14 protein-coding genes are annotated in these 17,229 nt (G+C 67.4%); 11 read left to right on the top strand and 3 right to left on the bottom strand.

Features of this window, described 5'->3' with window-relative positions:
• Positions 1-43 precede the first annotated feature (43 nt).
• A complete protein-coding gene (locus BLS74_RS04770) occupies positions 44-1,594 on the bottom strand; it encodes a MocR-like pyridoxine biosynthesis transcription factor PdxR (protein ID WP_093103387.1) in 1,551 nt (516 codons plus the stop codon).
• Positions 1,595-1,713: 119 nt separating this feature from the next.
• Here BLS74_RS04770 and BLS74_RS04765 point away from each other — a divergent pair, with 119 nt between their 5' ends.
• From BLS74_RS04765 to BLS74_RS04725, 9 genes are all read left to right on the top strand, one after another.
• Positions 1,714-2,121 (top strand): nuclear transport factor 2 family protein, encoded by a 408-nt coding sequence (locus tag BLS74_RS04765; protein WP_093103386.1) that lies wholly within the window; start codon positions 1,714-1,716, stop codon positions 2,119-2,121.
• 21 nt (positions 2,122-2,142) lie between these two features.
• On the top strand, positions 2,143-3,591 hold the full coding sequence (locus BLS74_RS04760; protein WP_093103384.1) for an NAD(P)/FAD-dependent oxidoreductase: 1,449 nt from the start codon (positions 2,143-2,145) through the stop codon (positions 3,589-3,591).
• Between the two features lie 188 nt (positions 3,592-3,779).
• Complete coding sequence (locus BLS74_RS04755; protein ID WP_093103383.1) at positions 3,780-5,378, top strand: ABC transporter substrate-binding protein; 1,599 nt, start codon at positions 3,780-3,782, stop codon at positions 5,376-5,378.
• Positions 5,379-5,393: 15 nt separating this feature from the next.
• On the top strand, positions 5,394-6,362 hold the full coding sequence (locus BLS74_RS04750) for an ABC transporter permease (RefSeq protein ID WP_093103381.1): 969 nt from the start codon (positions 5,394-5,396) through the stop codon (positions 6,360-6,362).
• Entirely contained in the window at positions 6,359-7,270 is a 912-nt protein-coding gene (locus BLS74_RS04745; protein ID WP_093103380.1) for an ABC transporter permease, read from the top strand. Before BLS74_RS04750 ends, BLS74_RS04745 begins: the two co-directional genes overlap by 4 nt.
• Positions 7,271-7,272: 2 nt before the next feature.
• Complete coding sequence (locus BLS74_RS04740; protein ID WP_093103378.1) at positions 7,273-8,331, top strand: ABC transporter ATP-binding protein; 1,059 nt, start codon at positions 7,273-7,275, stop codon at positions 8,329-8,331.
• On the top strand, positions 8,328-9,362 hold the full coding sequence (locus tag BLS74_RS04735; RefSeq protein WP_093103377.1) for an ABC transporter ATP-binding protein: 1,035 nt from the start codon (positions 8,328-8,330) through the stop codon (positions 9,360-9,362). Before BLS74_RS04740 ends, BLS74_RS04735 begins: the two co-directional genes overlap by 4 nt.
• A 55-nt stretch (positions 9,363-9,417) precedes the next feature.
• Entirely contained in the window at positions 9,418-11,088 is a 1,671-nt protein-coding gene (locus BLS74_RS04730) for an amidohydrolase (RefSeq protein WP_093103375.1), read from the top strand.
• Between the two features lies 1 nt (position 11,089).
• On the top strand, positions 11,090-12,082 hold the full coding sequence (locus BLS74_RS04725) for a CobW family GTP-binding protein (protein ID WP_093103374.1): 993 nt from the start codon (positions 11,090-11,092) through the stop codon (positions 12,080-12,082).
• A 540-nt stretch (positions 12,083-12,622) separates the two neighbouring features.
• Here BLS74_RS04725 and BLS74_RS04720 read toward each other — a convergent pair.
• Together BLS74_RS04720 and BLS74_RS04715 are read right to left on the bottom strand one after the other, a co-directional pair.
• Positions 12,623-13,599, bottom strand: a protein-coding gene (locus BLS74_RS04720; RefSeq protein WP_093103696.1) for an IS5 family transposase whose coding sequence is annotated in 2 segments (ribosomal slippage) — positions 12,623-13,026 and positions 13,026-13,599 — 978 coding nt in all. Because the reading frame shifts where the segments join, the coding sequence is not laid out codon by codon here.
• Between the two features lie 66 nt (positions 13,600-13,665).
• Entirely contained in the window at positions 13,666-14,160 is a 495-nt protein-coding gene (locus BLS74_RS04715) for a phage integrase family protein (protein WP_244503755.1), read from the bottom strand.
• A gap of 484 nt (positions 14,161-14,644) precedes the next feature.
• Between BLS74_RS04715 and BLS74_RS04710 the strand changes: the two genes are divergently transcribed.
• Positions 14,645-15,607: a Bug family tripartite tricarboxylate transporter substrate binding protein gene (locus BLS74_RS04710; RefSeq protein WP_093103371.1), complete on the top strand. Its 963-nt coding sequence runs from the start codon at positions 14,645-14,647 to the stop codon at positions 15,605-15,607.
• Between the two features lie 60 nt (positions 15,608-15,667).
• Positions 15,668-17,224: a class I adenylate-forming enzyme family protein gene (locus BLS74_RS04705; protein ID WP_093103369.1), complete on the top strand. Its 1,557-nt coding sequence runs from the start codon at positions 15,668-15,670 to the stop codon at positions 17,222-17,224.
• Positions 17,225-17,229: the final 5 nt, after the last annotated feature.

Below are 17,229 nucleotides of genomic sequence, written 5' to 3'. Positions count from 1 at the left end.
GCCATGGTCTCAGACAGCGGCATGTTCTGCCGGCCAGCCTCCGTCACGGAGGGAGCAAGTCAATGGGTGCGAGGGGTGGCGCGAAGCTCTCCCCACGTGCCTGCGCCAGATCCTGCACCGCCATCCCCAACGCCCGGATCCCCGCGGGGATCTGCGCCGCCGCGATCGACGACAGCCGCAGCCGGAAGAAGGGGCACGGATACGGCGGCTTGGCGAAGAACACATCGCCCGCCTCGATCAGCACCCCATGGCTGCGCGCCATCAACGCCAGCTCCGCCGCATCCACCCACGACGGCGCCTGCACCCAGATCGAGGCGCCGCCCGAGGGCAGCCTGAACTCGAAGTCCGGCAGATGGTCGCGCAGCGCCTGCGCGGCCAACGCCAGGCGCTCCTGCATCGCGTGGTTGACCCGACGCGCATGCGACTCGTGGTGGCCCAGCGAGAGGAAGAGCGCATAGGCATGCTGCAGGAAGGCGCTGGGATGGCGCACCATCGCATGCCGGATCACGCGCAGCTCCTTGATCAGCGCGCGCGGCGCCACGATGAAGCCCAGGCGCAGCGCCGGCGACAGGCTCTTGGACACCGAGCCGACGTAGATGACGCGCCCGGTCTTGTCCAGGCTCTTGAGCGCCGGCATCGGCGTGCCTTCATACAGGTTCTCGGCCTCGTAGTCGTCCTCGATGATCACGAAGTCCTGCAGCTCGGCCTTGCGCAGCAGCCACTGGCGGCGCTCCAGGCTCAGCGTGGCGGTGGTCGGGCTCTGGTGCGACGGCGTGCAGAACAGGTAGTCGGCGGCCGGAAGCGCATCGACCACCAGGCCTTCCTCGTCGACGTCGATCTCCACCCACTTCGGGTTGCGCATCGCGAAGCTGTTGCGCGCATGCGGATGGCCGGGCTCCTCCAGGCCGATGCGCGTGTGCTCGTCGAACAGCGCTTCGGCCAAGAGATAACAGGCATGCTGGGCGCCGAGCGTGACCAGGATCTCCTCCTTCAGCGCGAACACGCCGCGCTTGGGCAGAAGGCGCATGCGGATCTGCTCGATCAGGTCGGGCACGTCGTCGGTCTCGAAGTCAGGCGTCCAGTGCGGCAGCTGCGAGCGCGCCAGGCTGCGTGCGCAGCACTCGCGGAAGTCCTCGGTGGGAAACAACTGCGGGTCGTAGGTGCCATAGACGAAGGGGTACGGATAGTCGCGCCAACGGTCGGGCTTGGAGAGCGTGGGCCGGTCCAGCTGCGAGCGCAGCACCCGCGCCGACCACTCGGGCGGCTGGCCCGACTGGCCGCTGCGTCCCACCAGCGGCTCGGCCAGCTCGGCCGTGAGCGGCCGCGCGTTGTGCGCGACGAACACGCCGCTGCGCGGGCGCGCCTCCAGGAAGCCCTCGTCCATCAGTTGCAGGTAGGCCGAGGTCACGGTGTTGCGGCTCAGGCCCAGCAGCGCCGCCAGCTCGCGCGACGAGGGCAGCGGTGCGCCGGGGCTCAGCCGGTCCTCCAGGATGGCCTGCACCACCGCCGCACGCAGGCGGCCCTGCAGCGGCAGGCCGGGCTGGTCGGGCAGCGCGAAAAGCTGCGCCCACTGGATGGCACGGGGGTTGGGCATGGTGCGGTCAGTTTAGGACCAGTTGGAAGCGACTGGCTCGGTCGAATCCCTGCATCTGGCTCTATCACCGCGCGCGCCGGCTCTCTACGCTCCGCTCATCGACAAGACAGGAGTTTCGCGTGACAGCAGCAGCATCGCCCGCCCCCGTGACCATCGCCACCCTGGAGGCCTTCAGCGAGGCCTGGAACCGCCACGACATCGATGCCCTGATGGGCTTCATGCACTCGGACTGCGTGTTCCAGACCGCCGCCGGCCCCGAGGCCTGCGGCACCCGCCACAGCGGCACGGCAGCGGTGCGCAGGGCCTTCGCCGCGGCCTGGGAGACGGTGCCGGATGCGCAGTGGATCAACGGCCAGCATTTCGTGGCCGGCGACTTCGGCACCTCGCAGTGGACCTTCACCGGCACCGCGGCCGACGGCAGCCGCATCGAGACCGACGGCATCGATGTCTTCAGCTTCAAGGACGGCAAGATCGCGCTCAAGAACGTGTTCCGCAAGACGCGGCCGAACCTGCCTGCGGCGAAGTAGCGCCTGGTTCGAGGAAACGCCATGACGATCACCGCAGGCACCGCGCAGTTCTCGACGGCCGGCCGGGCCGCGCCCGCGCCCAAGCCCTACGACCCGCGCTACGACCCGCTGGTGGCGCCCGACCCCGGGGCCGGCCGCGCCTACGCGCCCACCTGGTGGGTGGCCAGCGCGGGCACGCCGCCCGAGGACGACGGCCCGGTCGTGCGCGACATCGACGTGGACGTGGCCATCATCGGCTCCGGCGCCACCGGCATGTCGACCGCGCTGTACCTCGCGCAGGAGCACGGCATCCAGGCCACGGTGCTGGAGGCCAACCAGACTTCGTGGGGCTGCTCCAGCCGCAGCGGCGGCCAGGGCCAGAACGCGAGCGGCCGGCTCAAGCGCTCGCAGTGGATCCAGCGCTGGGGCCTGGACACGGCCCGCCGCCTCGACGCCGAGATCCGCGCCGGCTTCGAGAACTTCAGGCACCTGACGACGCAGATCGACTGCGACGCCTACGACGGCGGCCACCTCTACCTCGCCCACCGGCCCGAAAAGCTCGCCAGCCTGGAGGCCGAGGCGCGCGTGATGCGCGAGCAGTTCGGCTACGACACGCGCATGCTCACCGCCGAGGAGGTGCGGCGCGACTACTGCGACGAGCGCGAGACCGCGGGCGCCCTGTTCGAATCCGAGGGCGTGGGCATCCATCCGCTCAAGTTCACCTTCGGGCTGATGGAAAAGGCGCGTGCGCTGGGCGTGAAAGTCCACACCTCGAGCCCAGTGCAGGGCTGGCAGACCATCGACGGCGTGCACCGCCTGCGCACCCCCGGCGGCATCGTGCGCGCGCGGCGCGTGGCGGTGTGCACGGGCGGCTATACGGGACAGGCGCTCTCGCCGCTGCTCAAGAACAAGATCATGCCGATCCTGTCGAACTCCGTGGTCACGCGCCCGCTGACCGAGGCCGAGCTCCAGGCCACCAACTTCAGGTCGTTCACCTTCCTGACCGACACGCGCACGCTGCGCTTCTACTACCGGCTGCTCAAGGGCAACCGGCTGCAGCTGGGCAGTCGCAGCTCGGTGAGCGGCGCCGATGCCGAGGACCCGGTGCACCTGAAGCTGCTCACCGACGCGATCGCGCGCAAGTTCCCGCCGCTGGCCGGCATCCAGATCGACTACTCGTGGTGGGGCTGGGTCGACGTGAGCCACGACATGATGCCGCGCATCACGCAGCCCGAGCCCGACAAGAAGATCTGGTACGCGGTGGGCTACGGCGGCAACGGCGTCTCCTTCTCGACCTGGGCCGGCAAGCGCCTGGCCGAGCGCGTGGCCGGCAAGGACGCAGGGCGCAAGGTCTTCGAGCTGCCGATCTACAAGTCGCCGCTGCCCTTCCCCAACGTGCTGGGGCTGGTCGAGTCGCCGGCCTTCGCGCCCTTCCGGCGAATGGGGCAGCGCGTGCTCTACAAGTGGTATTGGCTGCGGGACGAGAAGTAGGCGCGCTGGTGGTGCGCGCTGAGGCAAGCGCGCATTGCCCTGGTGCATACCGGTAATAACCCGCCCCTTCTGGCCCTTCAACTGGTCGCCAGGTGGATCTTCGCCGGCGTCCGCCCTGCGCCTATCTTCGACTTCGAGGCCGCAATGGCCCGGACGCTCTCTTCCAGTCGAACTTCATGAGGTCACGCATGCCCACCTTCACCTTCACACGCCGCGCCGCGATGCTGTCGGGCGCCCTGGCCACCGTCGGCGCGCTGCTCGCGCTGCCGGCCGCCGCCGACGAAGCCCCCAAGCGCGGCGGCACACTGGTGGTCGGCAGCACGCAGACGCCGCGGCATCTCAACGGCGCGGTGCAGTCGGGCGTCGCGACGGCGGTGCCTTCGACCCAGATCTTCGCCAGCCCGCTGCGCTTCGACGACAAGTGGAACCCGCAGCCCTACCTGGCCGAATCGTGGAAGCTCGCCGAGGATGGCAAATCGCTCACCCTCAACCTGCGCAAGAACGCCGTGTTCCACGACGGCAAGCCGGTCACCTCGGCCGACGTGGCCTTCTCGATCATGGCGATCAAGGCCAACCACCCCTTCACCACCATGATGGGCCCGGTGGAGCAGGTGGAGACGCCCGACCCTTACACCGCCGTCATCCGCATGAGCAAGCCGCATCCGGCGATCGTGCTGGCGATGTCGCCGGCCCTGTGCCCCATTCTTCCGAAGCACATCTACGGCGACGGCCAGGACCTCAAGAGCCACCCGCGCAACAGTACCGACGTGGTGGGTTCGGGGCCCTTCAAGCTGGTCGAGTTCAAGCCGGGCCAGCGCATCGTGATGGAGCGATTCGACAAGTTCTTCCTCCCCGGCAAGCCCTACCTCGACAAGGTGATCGTGAACAGCATGCCCGACCTGGCGAGCCTCATGCTCGGCCTGGAGCGCGGCGACGTGCAGATGCTGCCCTTCGTGAGCGTGCCCAGCGACCTCAAGCGCCTGGCGACCAACCCGCAGGTCACGCTCACGCCCAAGGGCTACGAGGGCATCGGCGCCATCAACTGGCTGGCCTTCAACCTGACGAAGAAGCCGCTGTCGGACCTTCAGGTGCGCAAGGCCATCGCCACCGCGATCGACAAGAACTTCATCACCAAGGCGCTGATGGGCGGCTTCGCGACCCCGGTCGACGGCCCGATCGTGGCGAGCAGCCCCTTCGCCGTGCCGGACCTGGTGCGCTACCCGGTGGACCTGAAGAAGGCCGCCGAGATGCTGGACGCCGCGGGCTACAAGGCCGGCGCCAACGGCGATCGCTTCAAGCTCACCATCGACTACCTGCCCGGCGCCGACGACCAGCAGAAGACGGTGGCCGAGTACATCCGCGGCCAGCTCAAGAAGATCGGCATCGCGGTCGAGGTGCGCGCCTCGGCCGACTTCCCGGCCTGGGCCAAGCGCATGGCCTCGCACGACTTCGACATGTCGATGGACATGGTCTTCAACTGGGGCGACCCGATCATCGGCGTGCACCGCACCTACCTGTCGACCAACATCAAGCCGATCGTCTGGACCAACACGCAGTCCTACAGCAACCCGAAGGTGGACGAGCTGCTCGGCACGGCCGGCGGCATCATCGACCCGACGAAGCGCAAGGCCTACTACGCCACCTTCGCGAAGATCGTGACCGACGAGCTGCCGATCGTCTTCATCAACCAGGTGCCCTACCACATGGTCGCGAGCAAGAAGCTCGCGAACGTGCCGCAGACCATCTGGGGGCCGATGTCGCCCTTCGACGAGATCTCCTTCAAGTAAGAGCGGGTGACGAGCATGCCGCGCTACATCGCATCGCGCCTGCTTCAGGGCCTGGCCCTGGTGCTGGCGGTGGTGATCCTCAACTTCGTGCTGGTGCACGCCGCGCCCGGCGATCCGGTGGAGACCATCGCCGGCGCCAGCGGCGGCATGTCGCCCGAGCTGATGGCGCAGCTGCGCACGCAGTACGGGCTCGACAGCCCGCTGCCGGTGCAGCTGGGCGTCTACCTCGGCAAGGTATTGCAGGGCGACCTCGGCTACTCCTACTTCTTCAACCTGCCCGTCACCGCGTTGATCGCCGAGCGCGTGCCCGCCACGCTGCTGCTGGTGCTGAGCGCGGTGCTGATGGCCTTCCTCGTCGGCACCGCGCTGGGCGTGCTGTCCTCGCGCAAGCCCAACGGCATGCTGTCGCAGTTCATCACCGTGCTGTCGATGGTGGGCTTCGCGGCGCCGGTGTTCTGGGTGGGGATCATGCTGGTGATCCTCTTCGCCTCTATCCTGCCCATCCTGCCAGTGGCCGGCATGCGCTCGGTCGACGGTTCGGGCGAAGGCATCGCTGGCGTGTTCGACGTGCTGCACCACCTGGTGCTGCCGACGGTCACGCTGGGCCTGGTCTACCTCGCGCAGTACAGCCGGCTGGCGCGCTCCTCGATGCTGGACGTGCTGGGCGCCGACTTCATCCGCACCGCGCGCGCCAAGGGCCTGGCCGAGCGCGTGGTGCTCTACAAGCATGCGCTGCGCAACGCGCTGCTGCCGGTGGTGACGGTGCTGGGCCTGCAGTTCGGCAACGTGCTGGCCGGCGCGATCCTGGTCGAGACGGTGTTCAACTGGCCCGGCCTGGGCCGGCTGGCCTTCGACTCGGTGCTGCGCCGCGACTACCCGACCATCCTCGGCGTGCTGCTGTTCTCCTCCATCGTGGTGGTGGTGATGAACCAAGTCACCGACCTGTGCTATCGCCTCATCGACCCGCGGATCAAGTCCTCATGAACAAGAGCGCCACCCTGCAACACTCGGTAGCTGCGGCCCGGCCCGCGGCCCGCCCCGCGCCGAAGGTCGAGCACCCCGGCGCCGAGGCGCTGCGCATGTTCCTGCGCAACCCCTCGGCCATCGCCGGCATGGCGATGCTGCTCATCATTCTCCTGGTCGCGATCGCCGGCCCGTGGGTGTACCCGGCCGATCCCTTCGAGATCCGCTCCGCCCCGCTCACCCCGCCCTTCAGCGACGAGGCCTGGCTGGGCAGCGACTACCTGGGTCGCGACGTCTTCACCACGCTCATCTACGGCGGCCGTGCCACCCTGCTGGTGGGCGCGGTGGCGGCGCTGCTGTCGGTGACGATCGGCATCACGCTGGGCGCCTTCGCCGGCTACTACGGCGGCAAGGTCGATGCCGCGCTGATGCGGGTGACCGAGTTCTTCCAGGTGCTGCCCGCCCTGCTGTTCGCGATGGTGGTGGTGACGCTGTTCTCGCCCTCGCTGGTGACGGTGACGCTGGCCATCGGCATCGTCAGCTGGACCGGCACCGCACGGCTCACGCGCGCCGAGTTCCTCAAGTTCCGCGGCCTCGAGTTCGTGCGCGCGGAGCGCGCCATCGGCGCCGGCAACGCGCGCATCATCTGGAAGGTGATCCTGCCCAACGCGCTGCCGCCGCTGGTGGTGTCGGCCACGCTGGCGGTGGGCGCGGCCATCCTGTTCGAGGCCGGCCTGTCCTTCCTGGGCCTGGGCGACCCCAACCAGATGAGCTGGGGCCTGATGATCGGATCGAGCCGGCAGTACGTGCTGTCCTGCTGGTGGGCGGTGGCCTTCCCGGGCGCGGCCATCTTCCTCACGGTGCTCGCCGTCAGCCTGATCGGCGACGGCCTCAACGATGCACTCAACCCCAAACTGAGGGAGCGCTGACCATGCCCGCACCTTCCTCCAACCCGCCCCTGCTGCGCGTGCAGGACCTGCATGTCGAGTTCAGGACGCGCCGCGGCCAGGCCCAGGTGCTCAACGGCGTGGACTTCGAGATCCGCAGCGGCGAGACCCTCTGCGTGGTCGGCGAATCCGGCTGCGGCAAGAGCATGACCGCGCTGGCGCTGCTGCGCCTGATCCCCTCCCCGCCCGGGCGCATCAGCGGCGGGCGCGTGCTGTTCCAGGACGAGGACCTGCTCAAGTCCGGCGATGCCCGCATGCGCGAGGTACGCGGCAACCGCATCTCGATGATCTTCCAGGAGCCGATGACCTCGCTCAACCCGGTGTTCACCGTGGGCGACCAGATCGCCGAATCGCTGCAGCTGCACGCCGGGATGAACGTGCACGCGGCGCGGCTGCGCGCCATCGAGATGCTGCGGCAGGTGGGCATCCCCGCGCCCGAGCGGCGCGTCGACGAGTATCCGCACCAGCTCTCCGGCGGCATGCGCCAGCGCGTGATGATCGCGATGGCCCTGGCCTGCCGGCCCGACATCCTGATCGCCGACGAGCCCACCACCGCGCTGGACGTGACGGTGCAGGCGCAGATCTTCGACCTGCTGCGCGACCTGCAGCGCGAGAAGGGCACGGCCATCCTGCTGATCACCCACGACATGGGCGCGGTGGCCGAGATGGCCGACCGCGTGATGGTGATGTACGCCGGCCGGGTGATCGAGCAAGGCACCACCGCCCAGGTGTTGGGCGAGCCGGGCCACCCCTACACCCGCGGCCTGATCGAGTGCCTGCCCGAGCTTGGCAGCAGCACGGCGAGCGAGGAGCGCGAGGCGCTGCCCGAGATCGCCGGCATGGTGCCTTCGATCTGGGAGCTGGGCAGCGGCTGCGCCTTTCGCGAGCGCTGCCCGCATGCGATGGAACGCTGCGCGACCGAGGTGCCGCCGATGTTCGAGCTGCCGAGCGCGGTCGTTCCCCTGCACGCGGCGATGCCGCACGGCGCGGCCTGCTGGCTGCATGCCACGTCGCAGCCGTACACGCTGAAGGAGGCCGCATGAGCTTCATGGCCGATACCGACACGCTGCTGTCGGTCAATGATCTCAAGGTGCACTTTCCACGCGGCAAGGCCGGCTGGGGCCGCCCCGCCGAAGTGGTGAAGGCGGTGGACGGCGTGTCCTTCCAGGTCCGGCGCGGCAGCACGCTCGCGGTGGTGGGTGAATCGGGCTCGGGCAAGACCACCACCGCGCTGGCGGTGATGCGGCTCGCGCCGATCAGCGGCGGCCATGTGCAGCTGGGCGATACCCAGCTGGGCACGCTGGAGGGCGAGGCGCTGCGCAAGGCGCGCTCGCGCATGCAGATCATCTTCCAGGACCCCTTCTCCTCCCTCAACCCGCGCGAGCGTGCCGGTGCCACCGTGCGCGCGCCGCTGGACCTGATGAAGATCGGCACGCCGGCCGAGCGCACGCAGCGCGTGGCCGAGCTGTTCGAGGCGGTGGGCCTCAGGCCCGAGCAGCAGCAGCTCTTCCCGCACCAGTTCTCGGGCGGCCAGCGCCAGCGCATCAACATCGCGCGGGCGCTGGCCACCAACCCCGAGCTGGTGGTGTGCGACGAGCCGGTGTCGGCCCTGGACATCGCGATCCGCGCGCAGATCCTCAACTTGCTGGCACGCTTGCAGCGCGAGCTGGGCCTGACCTACCTCTTCATCTCGCACGACATGGCGGTGGTGGAGCACATCTGCGACGACATTGCCGTGATGTACCTGGGCCAGATCGTGGAGCGCGCGCCGCGGCGCAGCTTCTTCGCGCGGCCGCTGCATCCCTACAGCGTGGCCCTGATGTCGGCGGTGCCCACCGTCAGCGGCGGGCGCCGGCGCGCGGCGCAGCGCATCAAGCTCACGGGCGACCCGCCCAGCCCCATCGACCCGCCCGCGGGCTGCCGCTTTGCCGGCCGCTGCCCGGTGGCCGAGCCGGCCTGCAAGGCCGAGCTGCCGCCGCTGCGCGAAGTGGCGCCGGACCACTGGGTGCGCTGCCGGCGCGTCGAGGTGCTGCAGGGCCAGCCGCAGCCGCCCCTGCGGCTCCAGCCGGCCTGAAACCGGCGCACCATTCGTTCCTCTTTCCCTCTTCTCTTCGATTCGACACTTCTTCATGAGCGCCACCACCGTCTACCCCGCCCGCAAGATCATCACCATGAACCCGATGCAGCCCGAGGCCACCCACGTGGCCGTGCGCGACGGCCGGGTGCTTGCGGTCGGCACGCTTGAGGACATGCAGGCCTGGGGCGCCTTCACGCTGGACGAACGCTTCGCCGACAAGGTGCTGATGCCCGGCCTGGTCGAGGGCCACTGCCACCTGAAGGAAGGCAGCATGTGGGACTGGACGTACCTGGGCTGGTTCGACCGCCGCGACCCCGAGGGCAAGGTCTGGAGCGGCCTGCGCTCGATGGAATCCGTGGTCCAACGCCTGGCCGAGGTCGATGCGCAGATGACGGCCGCGGGCCGGCCCGCGAGCGAGCCCCTGATCGCCTGGGGCTTCGACCCCATTTACTTCGGCGGCGAGCGCATGACGGCCGCGCACGTGGACCGCGCGAGCAGCACCCGCCCCATCGTGATCGGCCATGCCAACGGCCACCTGATGAACGTCAACAGCGCCATGCTGCGGCTGGCCGAGATCACCCGCGACAACGAGGTCGAGGGCGTGGTCAAGTTCGCGGACGGCGAGGCGGCCGGCGAGCCCACCGGCGAGCTGCAGGAGCCGGCCGCGATGTTCCTGGTGCTGCGCAAGATCGGCAACGCGGGCCTCTTGGGGCCGATGACCGAAGACGGCGTGCGCTCCTTCGGCCGGCTGGCCTGCATGCAGGGCGTGACCACCGCCACCGACCTGGTCAACAAGCTGACCGAGCAAGACTGCCGCGTGCTCGAGACCGTGACCGGGGACGAAGGCTACGGCGTGCGCATCCTGCCCGCCTTCCAGGCCTTCCATGGCACGCATGGCGCCGCCCTGGGCGCCGAGCATGTGAAGAGCCTGATGCCGCGCAACACCGACCGGCTGCGCTATGGCCTGGTGAAGATGATGCTGGACGGCTCGATCCAGGGCTTCTCGGCGCGGCTGCGCTGGCCCGGCCACTTCAACGGCGCGCCCAACGGCATCTGGGTCACGGCGCCGGCGCAGTACGAGGCCGACTTCGAGGCCTACCACCGCGCCGGCCTCACCATCCACACCCACACCAACGGCGACGAGGCCAGCGAGGCGGCCATCGATGCGATCGAGCGCGTGCTGGCCCGCGCGCCGCGGCCCGGCCACCGCCACACGCTGCAGCACGGCCAGATGATCGACGCGCCGCTGTTCCGCCGCATGGCCGCGCTGGGCCTCTGCGCCAACCTGTTCGCCAACCACATCTGGTACTGGGGCGACCAGCACTACGAGATGACCATGGGCCCGGACCGCGCCAACCGCCTCGACGCCTGCGGCAGCGCGCTGGCGGCGGGCGTGCCGCTGGCCATTCATTCCGATGCACCGGTCACGCCGCTGGGGCCGCTCTTCACGGCCTGGTGCGCGGTCAACCGCGTGACGCCCAAGGGGCGCCTGCTGGGCGCGGCCGAGCGCATCAGCGTGCCGCAGGCGCTGCGCGCCATCACCCTCGGCGCCGCCTGGACGCTGAAGCTGGACCAGGAGATCGGCAGCATCGAATGCGGCAAGCGGGCGGACTTCTGCGTGCTGGAGGAAGATCCGCTGGCGGTCGATCCGATGAAGCTCAAGGATGTGCGCGTTTGGGGCACGGTGCTTTCCGGCCGGGTGTTCGAGGCGCGCCGGAGTTGATGTGAAGCAACGGCTGCCGCTCACCGTCATCGGCGGCTTCCTGGGCGCCGGCAAGACCACGCTGGTCAACCACTGGCTGCGCGAGGCCGAGGGGCAGCGCATCGCGGTGCTGGTCAACGACTTCGGCGCGCTCAACATCGATGCGGCGCTGATCGCCGGCACGAACGGCGACACCATCGCGCTGACCAACGGCTGCGTGTGCTGCCAGATCGGGGACGATCTGTCTCGCGCGCTGATCCAGGTGCTCGAATCGGCCACGCGCTTCGATGCCGTGGTGATCGAAGCGAGCGGCGTGTCCGACCCGTGGCGCATCGCGCAACTGGGCATGGCGGCGCCGGAGCTGGCGCTGGAGGGCGTGATCGTGCTGGTCGACGCGGCCGCGGCGATGGCTCAGGCGCGCGACCCGCTGCTGGCCGATACGCTGGAGCGGCAGCTCAGGGCGGCGGATCTGGTGGTGATCAACAAGGTCGACAGCGTGACGGCGGAGGAGCTGGCGCGCATGCGCGAATGGGTGTCGTCGGTTGCGGGGCGGACGCCGCAGTACGAGACCTCGCAGGCGGAGTTGCCGAGGGTGTTGCGCGAGGGCTTGTCGTTGGCTGAGGCGCGCGAACGGCGTGGCTGCGTGCACGCGGGCTGCGGCCACGAGGATCATGCGCACCACGAGGCGCACGACCACGGCGAGATCTTCGACACCTGGTCCTGCCGGCCGGGGCAGGTCTTCGACGCGGGCGCGCTGCGCGCCTGGCTGCGCGATACGCCGCCCGGATTGCTGCGGCTCAAGGGGCTGCTGCGAACCGGCGAGGCCGAATGGTCGGAGATCCAGTTCGCGGGGCGGCACGGGGCGCTGCGCAAGGCTGACGCGCCGTTGGATGGGGCGGCTTTGGTGGCGATCGGCTTGCGGGGGCGCTTGGACGCGGCGGCGTTGGAGGCGGTTTTCGTTCGAGATACAACCCGCCGGCAGCGGCGCTTGATCTCAGGCGTGTTCGAGGGCTAATGCATTCTCTTCGCGCGATCGATTCGAGCGCGAGCAAATCGGGCGATCTGGCTGATATCACGATTTGGGATATTTCCAATTCAGATGCACTTTCGCCCGCGTGTTGCGCAGGCCCCTCACGCCACCGAGCATCGCGCAGCTGCATCGCATCGCGCTCGAACGCCTCCCCTTGATGAAGGCGCACTTGCGCGAAGAGATCAAGCGGTTGTTCGGCAGGAGGCCCAAAAACGGCCTGCCGTAGAAGAAGGCAAATCCGATACTGGCCACGAGGTCCGCTTGCCTCTGGCGGCTGCTCTCGGAGTCACAGATTTGCCGTCGCACGAAGGAAAGTCAATCTGTTACTTCGCAGCCATGCGAAGCAAATTCGATACTTCGCGAATCCAAAGCTCCGTGGGATGCGTAAGGGAGATGCTGATCAATGAACGACGCTGTGGGATCTGAGATCAACTCGAAGCGATGCGGTCGCGATTCCGGTCGACTTCGCGCCGAGCGGCTTGTCCGCCGCGCGCTTTGCGCCTATTGCGAGGCCACTTCAGATGTTCAAGACGAACCTCGACCATGAGCGGCCAGCAACGCTCTCTTGGCGATGACCAGATTGGCTAGCAGACTGAACAGCTGTGTCTGGTTCTTAATCAGGCCCTTGTAGCGGGTCTTACTGTGACGAAACAAGTTCTTGACCACGCGGAACGGGTGCTCGACCTTGGCCCGGACACTCGCCTTCAGCTGCTCGGCCTTCTCCAGCAGGCGCGCCCACTTGCGCTTCGGATCCAGCTGCCGGCGCTTGCCCGGCTGCATCACCACGTGCCACTGCGGACCTTGCGCTTCTTCGCGCTTGTGCACGCCCCGGCAGCCGGCATCGCCGAAGGCCCCCGACTCCTGGCTGCGCAGCAGCGCGCCGGCATGCGTCACATCGCTGACGTTGGCCGCGGTGCCCACCACTGTGGCACGAGCCCCGATTGCGCTTCAACGCCCACATGGGCCTTCATGCCAAAGTGCCATGCGTTGCCCTTCTTGGTCTGGTGCATCTCGGGATCGCGCGTGTTGCCCGCATTCTTGGTCGAGCTGGGCGCGGCGATGATGGTCGCGTCCACGATGGTGCCCGCGCGCATCAGAAGGCCTTGCTCGGCAAGATGGGCGTTGATCTCCTCGAACAGGGCCTTGGTGAGGTCGTTGTCCAGCAGCAGTCGCCTGAACTTCAGCAGCGTGGTGGCGTCGGGCACCGACTCGCGCGACAGATCAATGCCCACGAAGTCGCGCAATGCCTGGCTGTCATACAGCGCGTCCTCCAGCGCTTCGTCGGCCAGGCCGTACCACTGCTGGAGGCAGTACATGCGCAACATCCTGGGAACGCCGACCGGTTGTCGGCCGACGCGCCCGCTCGTGGGGTACAGCGGCTCGATCACGGCAATCAAGCGCGCCCAAGGCACGACGCGCTCCATGTCGGCCAAGAACTTCTCGCGCCGCGTGCGCTTCTTCTTCATCGCGTACTCAGCACTGGCAAAACTGCGTTGGTTCATCTCGGTGGTGCTGCGATTTGTGGTGTCTTCACGCATGCACGGGCCGTGCCCGCTGCAACCTATTGATCAGCATTTCCCTAGCACCTGCTCGTTCGCATGCAGCCAGTCCAGGATCCGGGCGGCCTTGAGTTCGCCCACACCCGTCACCTGCACCCACCAGCGCGCACCGATGCCGTTGATGCGGTCGACCAGGGCGACAAGCGTCGGCACGCCGGCGCGCTCGAGCCGGGCGGCGAGCGAAGGATGGAGCCAGGCCGCCACGCTGTCACTGGGCCGCGGATCCTGCACCACCAGGCCCTCGATCCATCGCAGCGCCTGCAGCTGGTGGTCGATGACGCGGGCGCGACGCGAGGGCCGTGCATCGCCACGCCCTCCCCCGCCACCAGCCGGGTAAGCCGCCTCATAGGCCTCGATTTGCTCGGCTTCGGAGAAGTCCTCCATGCCCCGGACGGCCGCGAATTCGGCCAGGCTCGGCAGCGCCGGCGCAGACGCGAAGCGATCGGGGTCCAGCAGGATCAGCCGTGCGGTGCCCGGCCTGTGCTCGCGTCTGGCGGCCGGCAATGCCCACACGCGACATTGAATGGCACGGAGCAAACATCGCCTGTGAAACTTCAACGACTGCTGACGCATCCAGTGCAATGCCAGTACCGCCTGCTGCGCTTTGGACCTGATTGCAGCGAAGCACTCGAGGAACCTATTGCGCCTGATGGCCCTTGTTGGTGATCTCACCGATTTCCCTGTCAACCCAATGAACCTGGATGACGCGGATATCAGCAAGGGTAATGTCCGTTGAGGGAGATACCGACATCGATGTTGGCGTCATGGAGTTCGCAACGGGCATGTTCGAACGGAACAAGGGCTTCTCCAGCAATGGGTTTTCCTATGTGCCCTTGCAGGCGTCCCGATACATGGCCATTGCGATGCTCACATCGGTCTTCTTCTCTTGCGCCGGAAGAACGTTTCCAAATTACCTGATTGACATAGTCGATAGGTCTATCTATAATCGGTGCTTTCTGGTCATCGATTTAGCAAACGGAGACGACACATGTGGAAACTCGCATTCACTTTGGCGGCAGCTGTGGGGCTACTGGCTCCCGCATTTGCGGACACCTTTCCCACGAAGCCGGTTCGCCTGATCGTGCCCTTCCAGGCCGGTGGCTCGGATCAGCTCTACCGGGCCCTGGCAATCGAACTGTCCGACAAGTGGAAGCAGCCGGTGATCGTCGAAAACCGGCCGGGTGCAGATTCGCTGATCGGTGCCGAGTTCGTCGCCCGCTCCCCAGCTGACGGCTACACGCTGCTCGCGACCGTCGACACAACCACGGTCATCAACCGGTTTCTCTTCAAGAAACTGCCCTACGATCCCGACAAGAGCTTCGCGCCGATTTCACTCCTGGCGCAGACCGACTTTTTCATCGTGGCGCACCCGAAGTTTCCGGCTTCGAACCTGCGCGAACTGATCGCCTACGCAAAGGCGAACCCCGGCAAGGTCTCGTTCGGCTCGTTCGCTCGCGGTAGCCAGGCCGATCTCATGATCCATGCCATCAACAAGCGTGAGCGGATCGACATCCTGACTGTTCCGTACAAGGGTGTTTCGCTCTCCATCGGCGCAGCGATCGCGGGCGACGTGCAGTTGGCAAGCGGGGGATATGGCGTCGTCGGCCAGCACTTCAAAGCCGGGAAGCTGAAACCTTTGGCGATGGCTGGCAAGGCCAGGGATAGCTTCTTCCCCGATGTCAGCACGACTGCGGAACAAGGCGCCCCGTATGCGCTCGCCAGCATCTGGTACGGCTTGTATGCTCCCGCCGGCACACCTGAAGTGGTCGTGCGCCAGATCAGCCAAGACGTCAGAGCTGTACTTCAAGACCGAGAGTTCGCGCAGAAGCACATGCTCGCCCACGGCCTGACTCCGGTCGCGAGCACGCCGCGGGAACTGGCCGACCGGATCGCGGCCGATGTCAAGCTCACTGCTGATCTGGTTGAGGCTGCCGGCATCAAGCCGGAATGAGAGCCGGACATTAGTTGGGCCTAGGCGCGACACCCACCACGCCTTCACCAGGAGACTTCCATGAGCACCCGTTTCGCAATGTGCGAGTCGATCGCAGACCTGTATGTGCGCAACTGCCGCTGGAAAGGACAGCGACAGTTTTTCGTCGATGACCAGGGCGGCAGCATCGGCGGCGCCCAGGCCCTCGACCAGTCGCTGCGATTCGCCTCCGCGTTGCGCGATGCGTCGCTTGCTCCGGGTGATGTGGTCGCCTTTCTCTGCCTGGGCTCGGTGTCGCACATGGTTGCCTGGTTCGGCACGTTCACCGGCGGCTACGTCGCTGCCAACCTGCACACGCGGAACAACTCTGTCGCGCAAATCGCCGAAGCGCTGCAATGGCTGGGCGCGAAGTTCGTCGTGCACGACGCCGAATTCACCTCGGCCGTCGCGGCAGCCGTGCATGAGAGCGGTCTTCCCATGCAGACGCTTGCACTCGACGACGGCACAAGCTGGAAGGCGCTCCTTGATGCCGCCACACCCCTGGATTACGGGCGCGAACGCCCCGACCCAGGCGCAGTGGCTGCAGTCATTCTTTCATCGGGCAGCACGGGAAAGCCCAAGGGTGTCATGCACAGCCAGGCCACGTTGCTGGCCTGCGCTCTAGCGGGTCAGGCACTCCTGGAGGGCATCCACAGGCACGACACGATCCTGATCCCCATGAACCCGTCATTTGCCGGTTGGGTCATGTTCATTCTGCCGGCCGTGGCCGGCCGCGCGAGGCTCGTGCTCGTTCGGCGCTTCGAAGCCGCCAGTGTCGTCGATCTTTCCGAGCGAGAGCGTGTCACCATCCTGAACATGGTGCCCACGATGTGGCGCATGGTATTCGACGTCATGACGCCGGAGCGGGACTTCACGTGCGTGCGACTGACCTGCGTGGGCGGAGAACTCCCGACCGCTGACGACATCTCCCGCATCACAGCACGCTTCTGCCCTCGGGTGACGACGATCTACATGGCAGGCGAATCAGGCAACGCCTGCGCAGTCACGGTCACGGCAGAAGACATGGCGGACGGCTCAAAGGTCGGTTCGACCGGTTTGCCCACCATAGGTGCCGACATGCGCATCGTGGACCTGGACGGTTCGATCGACGATATGCTGCCGCCCGGCCAGCGGGGTGAGGTCGTTGTCACCGGCTCCACTGTGGCGCTCGGCTACTGGCGCGAGCCAGCCTTGACCGCGAAGAAATTCGTGGATGGCTGGTGGCGCAGTGGCGACATGGGGCACCTGGACGAGGACGGCTACCTCTGGATGAGCGGCCGGGCCGACAACGTCATCAATACCGGCGGCATCAAGGTTCACGCGGAAGAAATCGAGGCCGCCATCATGTCCCTAGAGGGCGTGTCCTCCTGCGTGGTGGTCGGCTGCAAGGATGCGAAGTTCGGGCAGAGGGTCGAGGCGTATATCGTCGCGACCCGTCCGGACGTGACAGCCGATTCGGTCAGGGCTCACCTGAAGGACGTGCGGCAGTTGAGCGCATACAAGGTGCCGAAGGCCTTCCACTTCCTCACCACCATGCCCACCGGCCTGACCGGCAAGGTCGATCGCCGCGCGCTGCAACGTCGAAGCGAGTCGCAATGAGCGGG

The organism is Variovorax sp. CF079 (genome assembly GCF_900101545.1).
GTDB lineage: Bacteria > Pseudomonadota > Gammaproteobacteria > Burkholderiales > Burkholderiaceae_C > Variovorax.
Note: the sequence above shows the minus strand (reverse complement) of the source record. Positions and strands in the feature narration are given on the sequence as shown.